Below are 13,140 nucleotides of genomic sequence, written 5' to 3'. Positions count from 1 at the left end.
GCCCCGTTCCCGCGGCGCTTGACTGTGCTTCTCGCCGCAAGGCGAAGACCGGGCCGCCGGCTCCCCCTCGTACAGTGCGGCCGCCCGGTCCGCGTCGTCCGCCCCGCTGATCTGCCCGACACTCCGTGGCGGGGCGGGCGACGCCGGTTCCGGCCCCTCCGCTCAACAGTGGGAGGAGGGGGCGGGCCGGGGGCGGCGCAGCCCGGGTTCGGCGGGCTGCGCCGGCACCCGGACACGGTCGTTGCGTACGACGAGGAGCGCGATGTCGTCCGCGAGCCGGCCGCCCGTGTGGTCGAGGAGGGCCGCGTGGACCCGGCGGACGAGCTCCGCGGGCGCCTGTCCGGCCAGCCGGGTCAGGGTGTCGCCGAGGGCGAAGAACCGGCCGCGCTGGTCGCGGGCCTCCTCCGCACCGTCGGTGTACAGGACCAGCGTCTCGCCCGGAAGCAGCCGGGAGCCGGCGTACGGCACGAGCACGGCGGGCAGCGGGAGGACCCCGAGCGGCGGAAGCGGCTCACCGAGCGGCAGCCGCTCCACCCGCCGTCCGAGGCGGTACGGGCCGGGGTGGCCGCAGTTGAGCACGGACAGCCGCCCGTCGGCCGCGACCTCCAGGAGCAGCAGCGTCACGAACTCCTCGGCCGCCGGATGTTCCGGCTCCACCCCGCCCCGCGCCGGGTGCTCGTCACGCGCCCGCTCCCGCAGGTGCCGTTCGAGGGCCCGCTCCAACCGCCGCAGCACTCCGCCCAGTTCGGGCTCGTCGTGGGCGGCCTCGCGGAAGCTCCCCAGCACGGCCACCACGGCCCCGAGCGCGGCGAGCCCGTGCCCCCGCACGTCGCCGACGACGATCCGCACGCCGTACGGGGTGGCCACCGCCTCGTACAGGTCCCCGCCGACGGACGCGCCCCGGGAGGCCGACAACTGCCCGGCGGCGAGCGCCAGTCCGTCGAGCCGTGCGGGCGGCGGGCGCAACAGCACCTGCTGCGTGGCGTCGGCGACGGCCCGCACCCGGGCCAGCTCGCGGGCGAGCCCCCGCCGGACGCCGAGGACGAGCCCGGTACCGACGGTGAGGAAGACGACGCTGGTGGCGATCCGCATGGGCAGCCCCGGCTGCCGGGCCAGCGGACACCCGAACTTCCACAGCACGGCCACCGCGCCCCAGGCGGTGGGAAGAGCGAGCGGGGCCAGCCGGCGGAGCCGGGAGCCAGCGGAGACCAACGACCTGGAACGGATCATGCACGGCCCTTCCCGAGCCACCGACAGCGCCCGAAGGCCCTGCGGCCCACAGGTCCGCCCCTGCGGCCGCGTCGATTCTGCCGACCGTACGCAGTACGGGGGAACACCCACCGGCGATCTCACCCGAAGGAGTGAGCACCCCCGGCGCGCCGCCCTTCGCCAGTCCTCCGCCACGCGCACACGCGGGCGAACACCGGTCCGGCGTACGCCCCGAGGGCCGCCGGTCGGCTGCGCGAGCGCGATGGGGTGCGTGGGCATAATCTGGAGGAAGAAGTCTTGATGAGGCCCCGTGACCGTCACATGTGAGGCCACTCACGATGAAGCTCCGCACCTCCTCCCGTGCCCTGGCCACGTCGGTCGCCCTGACCGCCGCGTTCGTGTGCGGATCGCTGGCCACCGCGGCTCCGGCCTCGGCCTATGCGCCCGACGCGACGACCGGGCAGCCTGGTCAGGTGGTACTTCCTCAGGTCCAGGTGGCCGACGTCGGCACCACCACGCAGGACCAGCGGCTCACGTTCCAGTCCGACGGGCCTCGGGTGTTCCGCTCCGCCGCCGTCCCGGCCGCGGACGCGCAGAACATCGTGGCCGCCTACGACCTCCAGCGGTGGAACGGCTCGCAATGGGTCAATGTGGCCCACCAGCTGTACGAGCGTCAGATCCTTCCCGGCGAGAACGAGATCCCCCTGTCCATGGTCTGGATCCAGCCGCCCACGAGCGAGGGCACGTACCGCATCGTGTTCAGTTTCGGCTGGAGCCGGACGAGCACTCCCGATCGCGTTCTGGGAGAACAGCGTTGGACGTCCAGCACGACGGACGACCTCACGTGCGGCGGAATCCTCCGGGCGTGCGACGCCCGCTCCGGACACCTCGTGATCGGTGCGCCCGTCCCCTAGGGCGTGTGTCGAAAGTCCCGCCTGCCTGGCGGCTCCCGGCACGCACGCTCGCCGCGTTGTCGGGATCACCCCGATACATACGGTATCGGGGCGACCCTCCGCCTTGCGATCGCACGCACCGGACACCGCCAGTCCTGCCCTTCGGGCAGACGGCGCTACTTTCGACACACGCCCTAGTCCGAACCGGGCGTGCGCGTGGGGAACCCTGAGGAGGGCAGCCTCGTGTTCCGCTCACTCCGTGTCATCGCCGCCCTCGTGGCCGCTCTTCTCAGCGCGCTCGTCCTGGGCGCCGGCCCCATACCCCCGCCCCTGCCGAACCCCGTCTGGGTGAGGAACATCGACGACGTCCTGAACCGGAGCAAAAGCCTCGTGGAGACGTACCGCCCCGGAGAGTCGGCCGCACTGACCGAGCTGAAGGCCAAGCTGGACGAACTCATGCAGGCGGTCCCGGCCCAGCGGTCGGAGGAGATCACGGCGGCCATCGTCCGAGGACGGCAACTGGCAGAGCAGTTTGACGACAGGGCCTAGGAGAACGGCGGAGGGCCGCCCCGGGAATCCCCGGGGCGGCCCTCCTCTCGCGTGCGCTACGGCGCTCAGGCGCCGCGCAGGACGGCGCCCGTGCGCTCGGTGGCCAGGGCCACGGCCGCATCGCGGGCCGCGGTGGCCTCGTCGACCGTGAGGGTACGGTCCGTGGCGCGGAACTTCAGCGCGTACGCCAGGGACTTGGTGCCCTCGTCCAGCTGGTCGCCGGTGTAGACGTCGAACAGGCGGACGGACTCAAGGAGTTCACCCGCGCCCTCGCGCAGCGCGGACTCGACCTCGGAGGCCGGGACCTCGGTGGCGACGACCAGGGCGACGTCCTGGGTGGCGACCGGGAAGGAGGAGATACGGGGAGCCTTCAGCGGGCCCTCGTTCGCCTTCTCCAGGAGGTCCAGGTCGATCTCCATCGCGCAGCTGCGGGCCGGGAGGCCGAAGGCCTTGACCACGCGCGGGTGGAGCTCGCCGGCGTGGCCGACGAGGACCTTCTCGCCGTCCACCTCGACGTGGAACGCGGCGCAGCGGCCCGGGTGCCACGGGGCGTGCTGGTCGGCGCTGATGATCAGCTCGACCCCCGACTCGGCGGCCACGGTCCGGCCGGCCTCGATCGCGTCCGCCCAGTCGGACGGCCGGCCCTTGCCCCACCAGCCGGCCTGCTCGCGCGCACCGGCGAGGACGACGGCGGCGCGGCGCGGCTGCGCGGGGAGCGCGGCGTTGACCTCGGCGACCTCCTCGTCGGTGGGACGGCGGTCGACGGGCAGCCGGACGGCGACGCCGGGCTGTCCCTCGGGCCGGAAGACGAGACCGGTCTCGAAGAGCGCCAGGTCGTGGCTGCCCCGGCTGTCGTTGCGGCGGAGCGCGCCGAGCAGGCCCGGCAGCAGCGTCGTACGGAGCGCGGGCTCCTCGTCCGAGAGCGGGTTCACCAGGGTCACGAGGCTGCGACGGGCGTCGTCCGCGTCGAGACCGAGGTTGTCGAGGGCCTGCGCGCCGATGAACGGGTAGTTCAGCGCCTCGACGTAGCCGGCGCCGGCCAGGGCGCGGCCCACGCGGCGGTGGGTGCGCTGGCGCTCGGTGAGCCCGCGGCCGGCCGGGGGCTTCGGCAGCGTGGAGGGCAGGTTCTCGTAGCCCTCCAGCCGGATGACCTCTTCGGCGAGGTCGTTCGGCTCGCTCAGGTCGGGGCGCCACGAGGGCACGGTGACGACGAGCTCGTCCTGGCCGTAGACGTCGCAGCCGACCTCCTGGAGGCGGCGGACGACGGTCTCGCGGCCGTAGTCGACGCCCGCGACCTTGTCCGGGTGGTTCGCCGGCAGGGCGATCGTGCGCGGCGCGGACGGGGCGGTGATCTCGGTGACGCCGGCCTCGGCCGTGCCGCCCGCGAGCAGCACGAGGAGGTCGACGGTGCGCTGCGCGGCCGCGGCGGCGGCCTGCGGGTCGACACCGCGCTCGAAGCGCTTGGACGCCTCGGAGGACAGCTTGTGCCGGCGGGCCGTGCGCGCGATCGAGATCGCGTCGAAGTGCGCGGCCTCGATGACGACCTCGGAGGTGCCGGTGACGACACCGGTCTCCGGGTCGGTCACCGGGTCGGCGATCTCCGTGTTGGCCCCGCCCATGACGCCGGCGATGCCGATCGGACCGCGGTTGTCCGTGATGACGAGGTCCGCCGCGTCCAGGACGCGCACGGTGCCGTCGAGGGTGGTGATCTTCTCGCCGGCCTCGGCGCGGCGGACCCCGATGGGGCCGTCGAGCCGGTTCCGGTCGTAGGCGTGGAGCGGCTGGCCGAGCTCCAGCATCACGTAGTTGGTGACGTCGACGGCCAGCGAGATCGGGCGCATGCCGGCCTTCTGCAGGCGGCGCTGCAGCCAGATCGGGGAGCGCGCCTCGGGCGCGAGGCCGACGACGGTGCGCGCGGTGAAGCGGTCGCAGCCGATCGGGTCGGAGACCTGGACCGGGTAGCCGTACGCGTTCGGCGCGGGCACGTCGAGGAGCGCCGGGTCGCGCAGCGGCAGGCCGTACGCGGTGGCGGTCTCGCGGGCGACACCGCGCAGCGAGAGGCAGTAGCCGCGGTCCGGGGTGACGGCGATGTCGAGGACCTCGTCGTACAGCTCCAGGAGGACCGTGGCGTCGATGCCGATCTCGTACTCCGGCGGGAGCACGATGATGCCGTGCGTGCCGTCGTCGCCCATGCCCAGCTCGTCGCCGGAGCAGATCATGCCGCGGGAGACCCGGCCGTACGTCTTGCGCTCGGCGATCCGGAAGTCACCGGGGAGGACGGCGCCGGGCAGGGCCACGACGACCTTGTCGCCGACGGCGAAGTTCCGGGCGCCGCAGATGATCTCCTGGGGCTCGCCGGTGCCGTTGGCCTGGCCGACGTCGACGGTGCAGAAGCGGATGGGCTTCTTGAACTCCGTCAGCTCCTCGATGGTGAGGACCTTGCCGACCACCAGGGGACCGGTCAGGCCGGTGCCGAGCTGCTCGACGGTCTCGACCTCGAGGCCTGCCGAAATGAGTTTGGCCTGGACGTCGCGGCCGGTCTCCGTCGCCGGAAGGTCGACGTACTCCCGCAGCCAAGAAAGCGGGACCCGCATCAGATCTCCATCCCGAACGGCCGGGTGAACCGGACGTCACCCTCGACCATGTCTCGCATGTCGTCGACGTTGTGGCGGAACATCAGCATCCGCTCGATGCCGAACCCGAAGGCGAATCCGCTGTACTTCTCGGGGTCCACACCGCAGGCGACGAGCACCTTCGGGTTGACCATGCCGCAGCCGCCGAGCTCGATCCAGCCCTCGCTGCCGCAGGTGCGGCAGGGACGGTCCGGGTTGCCGACGGACTCGCCGCGGCAGACGTAGCAGAGCATGTCCATCTCTGCGGACGGCTCGGTGAAGGGGAAGAAGTTCGGGCGGAGCCGGGTCTTCATGTCCGGGCCGAAGAGCGCCTGGACCATGTGGTCCAGGGTGCCCTTGAGGTCGGCCATGGTGAGGCCCTCGTCGACGGCGAGCAGCTCGATCTGGTGGAAGACCGGGGTGTGCGTGGCGTCGAGCTCGTCGGTGCGGTAGACGCGGCCGGGGCACACCACGTAGACCGGGGGCTCCCGGTCGATGAGGGTGCGGGCCTGGACCGGCGAGGTGTGGGTGCGCAGGACGACGCCGGACTCGTCGCCCGTGGTGCCTTCCGGCCCCTGGACGAAGAACGTGTCCTGCATCTGGCGCGCCGGGTGGTCCGGGACGAAGTTGAGGGCGTCGAAGTTGAACCACTCCGCCTCGACCTCGGGGCCCTCGGCGACCTCGTACCCCATGGAGACGAAGACGTCCGCGACACGCTCCATGAGCGTGGTCAGCGGGTGCCGGGCGCCTGCCGGGACACGGTCGTACGGCAGGGTGACGTCGACGGCCTCCTCGACGAGGACGCGGGCGTCCCGCTCGGCCTCCAGCTCGGTCTGCCGGGCGGCGAGCGCCTTGGAGACGATGCCGCGGGCCTGGCCCACGATCTTTCCGGCGGCGGCCTTGGCCTGCGGCGGCAGGGCGCCGATCTCGCGGTTGGCGAGCGCAAGCGGCGAGGTGCCGCCGGTGTGCGCGGTCTTCGCGTGCGCGAGCGCGTCGAGGTCGCCGGCGGCCGCGAAGGCGGCGAGCGCCTCGTCCCGCATGCGCTCGATCTCTTCCGGTTTCAAGGCCTCGACCTCGACCGGGTCGTACGACTTATTCGGTGCCGACATCTCTTCCCGTGCTTCCGTTTGGCTGGCTGGGCGCTGCCCCGCTCGACGACAAGGGCGCAAACGTGCCAAAGGTCGAGTCTAACGGGGCGCTCGGACGGTGATGAGCCCGTGGGCAGGCCGGGCGGCCTCAGATCTCTTCTGGAACTCGTCTGAATCGCGTCAGATCTCGTCAGATGAGATGGGCCGGGGTGCCGACGGGCAGGGTAAATCGGAACTCGGCCCCGCCACGGGGGCCCCGTCCGACGGTGATGGTGCCGCCGTGGGCCTCGACGATGCCCTTGACGATGTAGAGGCCGAGGCCGGTGCCGCCGCGTTTGCTGCCCCGCCAGAAGCGGGTGAAGACACGGCTCATCGACGCTTCGGGGATGCCGGGGCCCTCGTCGCTCACGGTGACCTCCGTCCCCTCTTCTCCGTCGTCGCCCGCCGTTCCGGGTGCCACCTCGATGGTGACGGTTCCGTCGCCGTGGCGCACCGCGTTTTCCAGGAGGTTGCCGAGGATCTGGTCGATCTTGTCGGGATCGGCCCACAGGGCGGGCAGGCCGGGCCTGATCCGTACGAAGAACCGGTCCGGGGACTGGCCGCCGGTGGTGTGGACCTGGATGTGGCGGCCGATGGCGGCGGCGAGGTCGACGGGCTGGCGGCGCACCTCAAGGCGGCCGGAGTCGATCCGGGAGATGTCGAGGAGTTCGGCGATGAGGCGCTTGATGCGGCCCGCGTCGGCGTCGACGGTCTCCAGCATGAGCCGCTTCTGCTCGTCGGTGAACCGCTCCCACTTGTCGAGGAGGGTCGCGGTGAAGCCCTTGACGGAGGTGAGCGGGGAGCGCAGCTCGTGGGCGACGGTGGCGATGAGCTCGGCGTGGCTGCGCTCGGTGCGGCGGCGGGCGTCGGTGCCGCGCAGGGAGACCACGACGCGGCGGACCGGGCCGGTGGGGTGCTCGCGGACGTACCGGGCGGAGACGAGGACCTCGCGGCCGCCGGGGAGGAGCAGGTTGCGCTCGGGCTGGCCTCGGCGGGTGGCGAGGCCGCCGTACGGGTCGGTGAGGGCCCACCAGCGGCGCCCCTTGAGGTCCTCCAGCGGGAGGGCCTGGTCGAGGGGGAGGCCGAGGGCCCGGTCGGCGGGTACGGCGGTGATGCGGCCGGCGGCGGCGTTGAAGCAGACGACCCTGCCGGTCTCGTCGGCGATGACGAGTCCGTCGGGCAGGTCGTCGGGGTGGACCCCGGCGAAGGTGACGGGCCCGGCGTCCGCGGTGGGGGCCGTGGCGTCCGGGCCGGCGGTGGAGGCCGTGGTGTCCGGTCCCTCCGTGTCCGCGGCTGCCGGGGCGGCTCCGGGCTGCTCCGGGGCGTGCGGCGCGGCGCTCCGTGCCTGTGCGGGACTGTCCGTGCCGACCGTCATCCCCGTATCCCACCCCTCCGTGTAGCGCAGTGGGCCCCCGAGTGCGTCACTCTACTGGGCACAGGCGCCGGAATGGACCCTTCAGGCGGAGGTTCGGGGGCGCTGGGCGCGTGCGGAGGCGTACAGGCACACGGCGGCCGCGGTGGCGAGGTTGAGGCTCTCGGCCTTGCCGTGGATGGGAACGCGGACGACGGCGTCGGCGAGGGCCCTGGTCTCCTCGGGCAGGCCCCAGGCCTCGTTGCCGAAGATCCAGGCGGTGGGCCCGCCCATGGTGCCGGCGTCCAGCTCGTCGTCGAGGTCGTCCTGGCCCGCTCCGTCGGCGGCGAGGATCCGTACGCCCGCGGCCTTGAGGCCGGCGACGGCCTGCTCGACGGGGACGCCGACGGCGACCGGCAGGTGGAAGAGGGAGCCGACGGAGGCGCGGACGGACTTCGGGTTGTAGAGGTCGACGGAGGCGTCGGTGAGGACGACGGCGTCGGCTCCCGCGGCGTCGGCGCAGCGCAGCACGGTGCCGGCGTTCCCGGGGTCGCGTACGTGCGCGAGGACGGCGACCAGCTTGGGGCGGGCGGCGACGATCTCCTCGAAGGGCGAGTCGAGGAAGCGGCAGACGCCGACGATGCCCTGCGGGGTGACGGTCTGGGAGACCTCGGCGAGGACCGCGTCGGAGGCGTGGTGGACGCGGGCGCCGGAGGCGAGGGCGGCCTCGATGATCGGGGCGTACCGCTCGGCGGCCTCGACGGTGGTGAAGAGCTCGACGAGAGTGGGTTCGCCGCTCGCCCCGCGGTGCTCGACGGCCTCCCGGACGGCCTGCGGGCCCTCGGCGATGAAGAGGCGGTCCTTGCCCCGGAAGTTGCGCTTGGCGAGCCGTCGGGCGGCGACGACGCGCGGGGAACGCGGGGAGATCAGCTCGGGGGTGACCATGAGGTGCGGCGGTTCTCTCTATCGAGGGGGACGGCGACTTCGGGGGCCGACGCACCCGGACCCGCAGGCGCGAGCGCCTGCGGGTCCGGGCAGAGGTACTGCGGCCTGGAAGATCAGGCGGCGGCCTTCGGGGCGTTGACGTCGGCCGGCAGAGCCTTCTGCGCGACCTCGACCAGCGCGGCGAACGCGTTGGCGTCGTTGACGGCCAGCTCGGCGAGGATCTTGCGGTCCACCTCGATGTTGGCGGCCTTCAGACCCTGGATGAGGCGGTTGTACGTCATGCCGTTCAGACGGGCAGCCGCGTTGATGCGCTGGATCCACAGCTGACGGAAGTCGCCCTTGCGCTTCTTGCGGTCGTTGTAGTTGTAGACCAGCGAGTGGGTGACCTGCTCCTTGGCCTTGCGGTACAGGCGCGAACGCTGACCGCGGTAGCCGGAGGCCGCCTCGAGGATCGCCCGGCGCTTCTTGTGGGCGTTGACTGCCCGCTTGACGCGTGCCACTTGTTAACTCCTTGTAGCGGGGTCGCGGTGGGTACTCACACGACCCGAAAAAACGAATGGATCCCGGTCTGAGCCGGATGCCCCCGTCGCCGAGGGCGGGAGATCAGATCAGATGCCCAGCATCTTCTTGATCTTGGCGGCGTCACCCGGGGCCATCTCGGCGTTGCCGGTGAGGCGACGCGTCAGCTTGGACGACTTGTGCTCGAGCAGGTGGCGCTTGCCGGCGCGCTCGCGCATGATCTTGCCGGAGCCGGTGACCTTGAAGCGCTTCTTGGCACCGGAGTGCGTCTTGTTCTTCGGCATCGCGCCGTATCTCCTCGTCAGTGGCGCTCCCCCGGTGCGGACACCGGACTGCCGGGAGCGTCAATTCTTCGTGTGGTGGTTCCGGGCGGGGCCCTGGGCTGCCTGGGTGGCAGCCCGTGGGGTCACGCCTCGGGGTTCTCGACCGGAGCCTCGGCGGGAGCCTCGGCGACCGGAGCGGCCTCGGCCGGAGCGTCGGACGCCTCGTCGGCGGCGGCACCCTGACGCTCGGCCTTGCGCGCGGCCTGGGCCTCACGCGCCTCGGCCATGGCCTCGGTCTTCTTCTTGTGCGGGCCGAGAACCATGATCATGTTCCGGCCGTCCTGCTTCGGGTTGGACTCGATGAAGCCAAGCTCCTCGACGTCCGACGCCAGCCGCTGAAGCAGCCGGAAACCAAGCTCGGGGCGGGACTGCTCACGACCACGGAACATGATCGTGATCTTGACCTTGTCGCCCTGCTTGAGGAACCGGACGACGTGACCCTTCTTGGTGTCGTAGTCGTGCGGGTCGATCTTCGGCCGGAGCTTCATCTCCTTGATGACCGTGTGCGCCTGGTTCTTGCGCGCCTCACGGGCCTTCATGGCCGACTCGTACTTGAACTTCCCGTAGTCCATGAGCTTGCACACGGGCGGACGGGCGTTCGCCGCGACCTCGACCAGGTCGAGGTCGTACTCCTGTGCGAGCTCCAGGGCCTTGGCAAGCGGAACAATCCCGACCTGCTCGCCGCTGGGTCCGACAAGTCGCACCTCGGGAACGCGAATCCTGTCGTTGATGCGGGGCTCGGCGCTGATGGATCCTCCTAGGTAGCACCACGCGACCGCCTGGCGGACGGACGCGCAACGTCTGTTCATTGAGACCAACCGAGCCGGCACATGAAAAACGCCCCGGACGGGACACAGGCGGGGCTCCAAGGAAATACCGGAGCACCGCCGCGGTGAACCGCGGGGCGCAGACTCGGGCGGTTCCATCGTCCGTACGGAACGATGGGGACCGCCTGACCGGTGACCCGCCGCCCGTGAGGGTGGTCAGGTGGGAGTACGGAGCCTCCACTTGTGGGCCGGGCACACACGTGTCCGGCCGGTCGTTACACAAGGTTAGCAGGACCCGGCGGTCTCCGCTAACCGAGGACCGGCCTATCGTATGAGTCATGAGCGAGACCCCCCAGAACGAGTCCGCGGACTCCCCCGAAAACCCCGACTTCGACGCCATGACCCGCGACATCGCGGAGGTCCCGGCCGTCGAGGTGATCGTGACGGTCGCCGTCAACCTGATGAGCGCCGCCGCGGTGAAGCTCGGGCTCACCGAGGAAGGCGACAAGTACAAGGACCTCGACGAGGCCCGCAAGCTGGTGCACGCGCTCGCGGGCCTGCTGGACGCCGGCGCGACGGAGGTCTCCTCCTTCCACGCCGCTCCCCTGCGGGACGGCCTGAAGTCCCTCCAGCTCGCCTTCCGCGAGGCCTCCCTGATCCCGGACGAGCCGGGTCAGGGGCCGGGCGAGAAGTACACGGGTCCCGTGTACGGCTGATCCGCCCGTACGACTTACCTCTTCACGTAGAAGGGCTCGCCCGGAGGCGTGGCCGAGGCCGGCAGGAGTGCCAGGTCGAGGCCCCGCACCAGGCGGGCCCTCAGTGTTTCGTCGGCGGCCAGGGCGCGGGCCACGCGCTGGGCGGCCTCCGCCGGGGCGGCGTCCCCGGCGAGGACCAGGGCGAGGGTGCCGTCCGCGCTGCCGGGGCCCAGGTGGGCGCGGAGGACGGCGGGCTCGGCGGCGACGGCGGCCCGGACGGCCTCGCGCACGGCGGGGTCGTCGAGCGGGTCGGCGCTGGCGCGGCCCTCGGCGAGGGCGAGCAGCGCGGGACCGCTCAGCTGGTACGGGACGGGGCCCGCGAGGTCCAGGACGACGGTGTCGGCCTTCTCGTGCGCCGCGGCCTGGAGCGCCTGGTGGAGCGGGACGGCCACGGGCCGGGCCTCCGGGTCCCAGAGGGCGAGCGAGGCGATCGAGGTGAAGGCGGGCAGGGCCCGGCGGTCGCCGGCGGTGAGGGTGGGGACCGCCATGTCGCTGGTCTTCTCGCGGCGCAGGCCGTTCTCGTCGGTCTCGACCTCGCCGAGGACGGCGACGACGGGGACGAGGAGCCGGGCGCCCTTGAGCGCTTCGAGGACCGGGCCGTGCGCGGTCCTGTCCTCCGCCCAGGCCGCGAGGGCCGCGGCGAGCCGCGGGTCGGCGGTGCCGTCGTCGTCGGAGAAACCGGGGTCCGGGATGTTCTTGAGCGCCACGCACCGAGCCTAACCGGCGAAGGGCCGTGCGCTGTCCGCCGGGTGGCGGGCGGGGATCGCCGGGGTGGGGCGGGGACTGCCGGAGGGCGGGGCGGGAGTGGTTCACCGGCGGGCGGGGGCCGTCCGTCGGCGGGCGGGGCCGTCCGCCGGTCGTCGGTGCCCGGCCGGTCAGCGGGGGCGCTTCGTGCGGCCGATGGCGAACGCGGTCAGAAGCAGCAGGGCGCCGAGTCCGCCGGCGACGGGCGCCAGCAGGCCGAGGGGGCGGCTCTCCTCGACGGCGGCCGTCGGTCCGGGACCGAAGTACTGCTTCCGGTAGCCGGTGGTGGCGTTCTTGGGGTCGCCGCCCTTGAGCGCGGCCCCGGCCTCGATGGCGGCGGCCGGGTCGACCGTCCCGTACCCCCTGGAGTCGCTCCGGCCGCCCTTCGGGCGGTTGCGGGCGGTGTCGATCAGGAGCTGCTTGACCTGGGCCGGGGTGAGGTCGGGGTGGGCGGACCGGACCAGGGCCACGGCGCCGGAGACGAACGCGGCGGCGGCGCTGGTGCCCCAGCCCTCGTAGTAGCGGCGGTCGGGGTCGGCGATGACGATGTCGACGCCGGGGGCGCTGACCGTGGCGTACCAGCGGCGGGTGGAGAACGAGGCGCGGGTGCCGTAGCGGTCGACGGCGGTGACGGCGATGACGCCGGGGTAGGCGGCGGGGTACGAGATGTGGTCGCCCTTCTCGCCGCCGTTGCCGGCGGAGGCGACGACGGAGACGCCCTTGGCGAGCGCGTACTGGACGGCGGCGTCCTCGCCCGCGTCGGGGTGGGCGGACTTGGAGTCGTCCCCGAGGGAGAGGTTGATGACGTCGGCGCCGTGGTCGGCGGCCCAGCGGATGCCTTCGGCGAGGGCGGTGCCGCGGGTCTTGCGGGCCTTGTCGCGGGCCTTGTCGCTGCTTTCCAGGATGACCCGGACGGGCAGGATCTCGACGCCGGGGGCGACGCCGAGGACGCCGCTCTCGTCGCCGGGGCCGTGGCCGTGCCCGGCGATGATGCCGGCCATGGCGGTGCCGTGGCGGGCCCAGGCGCGGTCGCCCTCGGAGGCCCCGAAGCCGATGAGGTCGTGGCCGGGGAGGACGGAGCCGGCGAGGTCCGGGTGGTCGGCGTCGACGCCCGTGTCGAGGACGGCGACCTTGATCCCCTCGCCCTTGGTGGTGCGCCAGGCCTCCGTGGTGTGCATGGCCTCCAGGCCCCACTGGCGGGCCCGGATGGTGTCGGCGTGGGCGGGGGCGGTGGTCGCGGGCAGCACGGAGAAGGAGGCGGCGAGGAGCACGACGGCGGCCGCGCGGGCGGGACCGGCCGCGCGTGTGACGCCGGCCGCGCGGGCGGTGACGGAGGGGCTCGGCAT

General features: G+C 72.8%; 13 protein-coding genes. 3 read left to right on the top strand and 10 right to left on the bottom strand.

All coding sequences use genetic code 11. The annotated features are described in order from the left end of the window. Positions 1 to 162: 162 nt before the first annotated feature. The gene (locus tag ACF08F_RS20385; protein WP_392299928.1) at positions 163 to 1,230 is read right to left on the bottom strand and encodes a PP2C family protein-serine/threonine phosphatase; all 1,068 of its coding nucleotides are present in this window, start codon (positions 1,228 to 1,230) and stop codon (positions 163 to 165) included. Between the two features lie 317 nt (positions 1,231 to 1,547). On the opposite strand from ACF08F_RS20385, the gene ACF08F_RS20380 reads away from it, so the two are divergent. Then, the gene (locus tag ACF08F_RS20380; RefSeq protein WP_392299927.1) at positions 1,548 to 2,123 is read left to right on the top strand and encodes a hypothetical protein; all 576 of its coding nucleotides are present in this window, start codon (positions 1,548 to 1,550) and stop codon (positions 2,121 to 2,123) included. Between the two features lie 222 nt (positions 2,124 to 2,345). Then, complete coding sequence (locus tag ACF08F_RS20375) at positions 2,346 to 2,651, top strand: hypothetical protein (protein ID WP_392299926.1); 306 nt, start codon at positions 2,346 to 2,348, stop codon at positions 2,649 to 2,651. Positions 2,652 to 2,716: 65 nt separating this feature from the next. Here the strand turns inward: ACF08F_RS20375 and pheT are convergent, their stop codons facing one another. The 7 genes from pheT to infC form a co-directional block, all read right to left on the bottom strand. Next, positions 2,717 to 5,245 carry a phenylalanine--tRNA ligase subunit beta gene (pheT, locus tag ACF08F_RS20370; RefSeq protein WP_392299925.1) on the bottom strand — a complete coding sequence of 843 codons (2,529 nt, stop codon included), beginning with the start codon at positions 5,243 to 5,245 and terminating at the stop codon, positions 2,717 to 2,719. Further along, positions 5,245 to 6,372 carry a phenylalanine--tRNA ligase subunit alpha gene (gene pheS, locus ACF08F_RS20365; RefSeq protein ID WP_189509710.1) on the bottom strand — a complete coding sequence of 376 codons (1,128 nt, stop codon included), beginning with the start codon at positions 6,370 to 6,372 and terminating at the stop codon, positions 5,245 to 5,247. Before pheS ends, pheT begins: the two co-directional genes overlap by 1 nt. Before the next feature lie 169 nt (positions 6,373 to 6,541). Next, entirely contained in the window at positions 6,542 to 7,765 is a 1,224-nt protein-coding gene (locus ACF08F_RS20360) for an ATP-binding protein (protein ID WP_392299924.1), read from the bottom strand. Positions 7,766 to 7,846: 81 nt separating this feature from the next. After that, a complete protein-coding gene (locus tag ACF08F_RS20355) occupies positions 7,847 to 8,686 on the bottom strand; it encodes a TrmH family RNA methyltransferase (protein WP_392299923.1) in 840 nt (279 codons plus the stop codon). Between the two features lie 113 nt (positions 8,687 to 8,799). Then, positions 8,800 to 9,186 (bottom strand): 50S ribosomal protein L20, encoded by a 387-nt coding sequence (gene rplT, locus ACF08F_RS20350; RefSeq protein WP_015032398.1) that lies wholly within the window; start codon positions 9,184 to 9,186, stop codon positions 8,800 to 8,802. A gap of 108 nt (positions 9,187 to 9,294) precedes the next feature. After that, positions 9,295 to 9,489 carry a 50S ribosomal protein L35 gene (gene rpmI / locus ACF08F_RS20345; RefSeq protein WP_030204697.1) on the bottom strand — a complete coding sequence of 65 codons (195 nt, stop codon included), beginning with the start codon at positions 9,487 to 9,489 and terminating at the stop codon, positions 9,295 to 9,297. Between the two features lie 122 nt (positions 9,490 to 9,611). Next, the gene (gene infC / locus ACF08F_RS20340) at positions 9,612 to 10,337 is read right to left on the bottom strand and encodes a translation initiation factor IF-3 (protein ID WP_392299922.1); all 726 of its coding nucleotides are present in this window, start codon (positions 10,335 to 10,337) and stop codon (positions 9,612 to 9,614) included. 296 nt (positions 10,338 to 10,633) lie between these two features. On the opposite strand from infC, the gene ACF08F_RS20335 reads away from it, so the two are divergent. After that, the gene (locus tag ACF08F_RS20335) at positions 10,634 to 11,011 is read left to right on the top strand and encodes a DUF1844 domain-containing protein (RefSeq protein ID WP_055644482.1); all 378 of its coding nucleotides are present in this window, start codon (positions 10,634 to 10,636) and stop codon (positions 11,009 to 11,011) included. 14 nt (positions 11,012 to 11,025) lie between these two features. Here the strand turns inward: ACF08F_RS20335 and ACF08F_RS20330 are convergent, their stop codons facing one another. Both ACF08F_RS20330 and mycP read right to left on the bottom strand, forming a co-directional pair. Beyond that, on the bottom strand, positions 11,026 to 11,757 hold the full coding sequence (locus tag ACF08F_RS20330) for an SseB family protein (RefSeq protein ID WP_392299921.1): 732 nt from the start codon (positions 11,755 to 11,757) through the stop codon (positions 11,026 to 11,028). A gap of 168 nt (positions 11,758 to 11,925) precedes the next feature. After that, positions 11,926 to 13,140: a type VII secretion-associated serine protease mycosin gene (mycP, locus tag ACF08F_RS20325; protein ID WP_392299920.1), complete on the bottom strand. Its 1,215-nt coding sequence runs from the start codon at positions 13,138 to 13,140 to the stop codon at positions 11,926 to 11,928.

Source organism: Streptomyces sp. NPDC015130 (assembly GCF_043080005.1).
Taxonomy (GTDB): domain Bacteria; phylum Actinomycetota; class Actinomycetes; order Streptomycetales; family Streptomycetaceae; genus Streptomyces.
Note: the sequence above shows the minus strand (reverse complement) of the source record. Positions and strands in the feature narration are given on the sequence as shown.

Coding starts and splice junctions, on each gene's coding strand:
- mycP (WP_392299920.1), bottom strand. CDS start 13,140: ATGCCGAGCCCCTCCGTCACCGCCCGCGCGGCCGGCGTCACACGCGCG.
- ACF08F_RS20360 (WP_392299924.1), bottom strand. CDS start 7,765: ATGACGGTCGGCACGGACAGTCCCGCACAGGCACGGAGCGCCGCGCCG.
- ACF08F_RS20335 (WP_055644482.1), top strand. CDS start 10,634: ATGAGCGAGACCCCCCAGAACGAGTCCGCGGACTCCCCCGAAAACCCC.
- infC (WP_392299922.1), bottom strand. CDS start 10,337: ATGAACAGACGTTGCGCGTCCGTCCGCCAGGCGGTCGCGTGGTGCTAC.
- ACF08F_RS20385 (WP_392299928.1), bottom strand. CDS start 1,230: ATGATCCGTTCCAGGTCGTTGGTCTCCGCTGGCTCCCGGCTCCGCCGG.
- ACF08F_RS20380 (WP_392299927.1), top strand. CDS start 1,548: ATGAAGCTCCGCACCTCCTCCCGTGCCCTGGCCACGTCGGTCGCCCTG.
- pheS (WP_189509710.1), bottom strand. CDS start 6,372: ATGTCGGCACCGAATAAGTCGTACGACCCGGTCGAGGTCGAGGCCTTG.
- rpmI (WP_030204697.1), bottom strand. CDS start 9,489: ATGCCGAAGAACAAGACGCACTCCGGTGCCAAGAAGCGCTTCAAGGTC.
- ACF08F_RS20355 (WP_392299923.1), bottom strand. CDS start 8,686: ATGGTCACCCCCGAGCTGATCTCCCCGCGTTCCCCGCGCGTCGTCGCC.
- pheT (WP_392299925.1), bottom strand. CDS start 5,245: ATGCGGGTCCCGCTTTCTTGGCTGCGGGAGTACGTCGACCTTCCGGCG.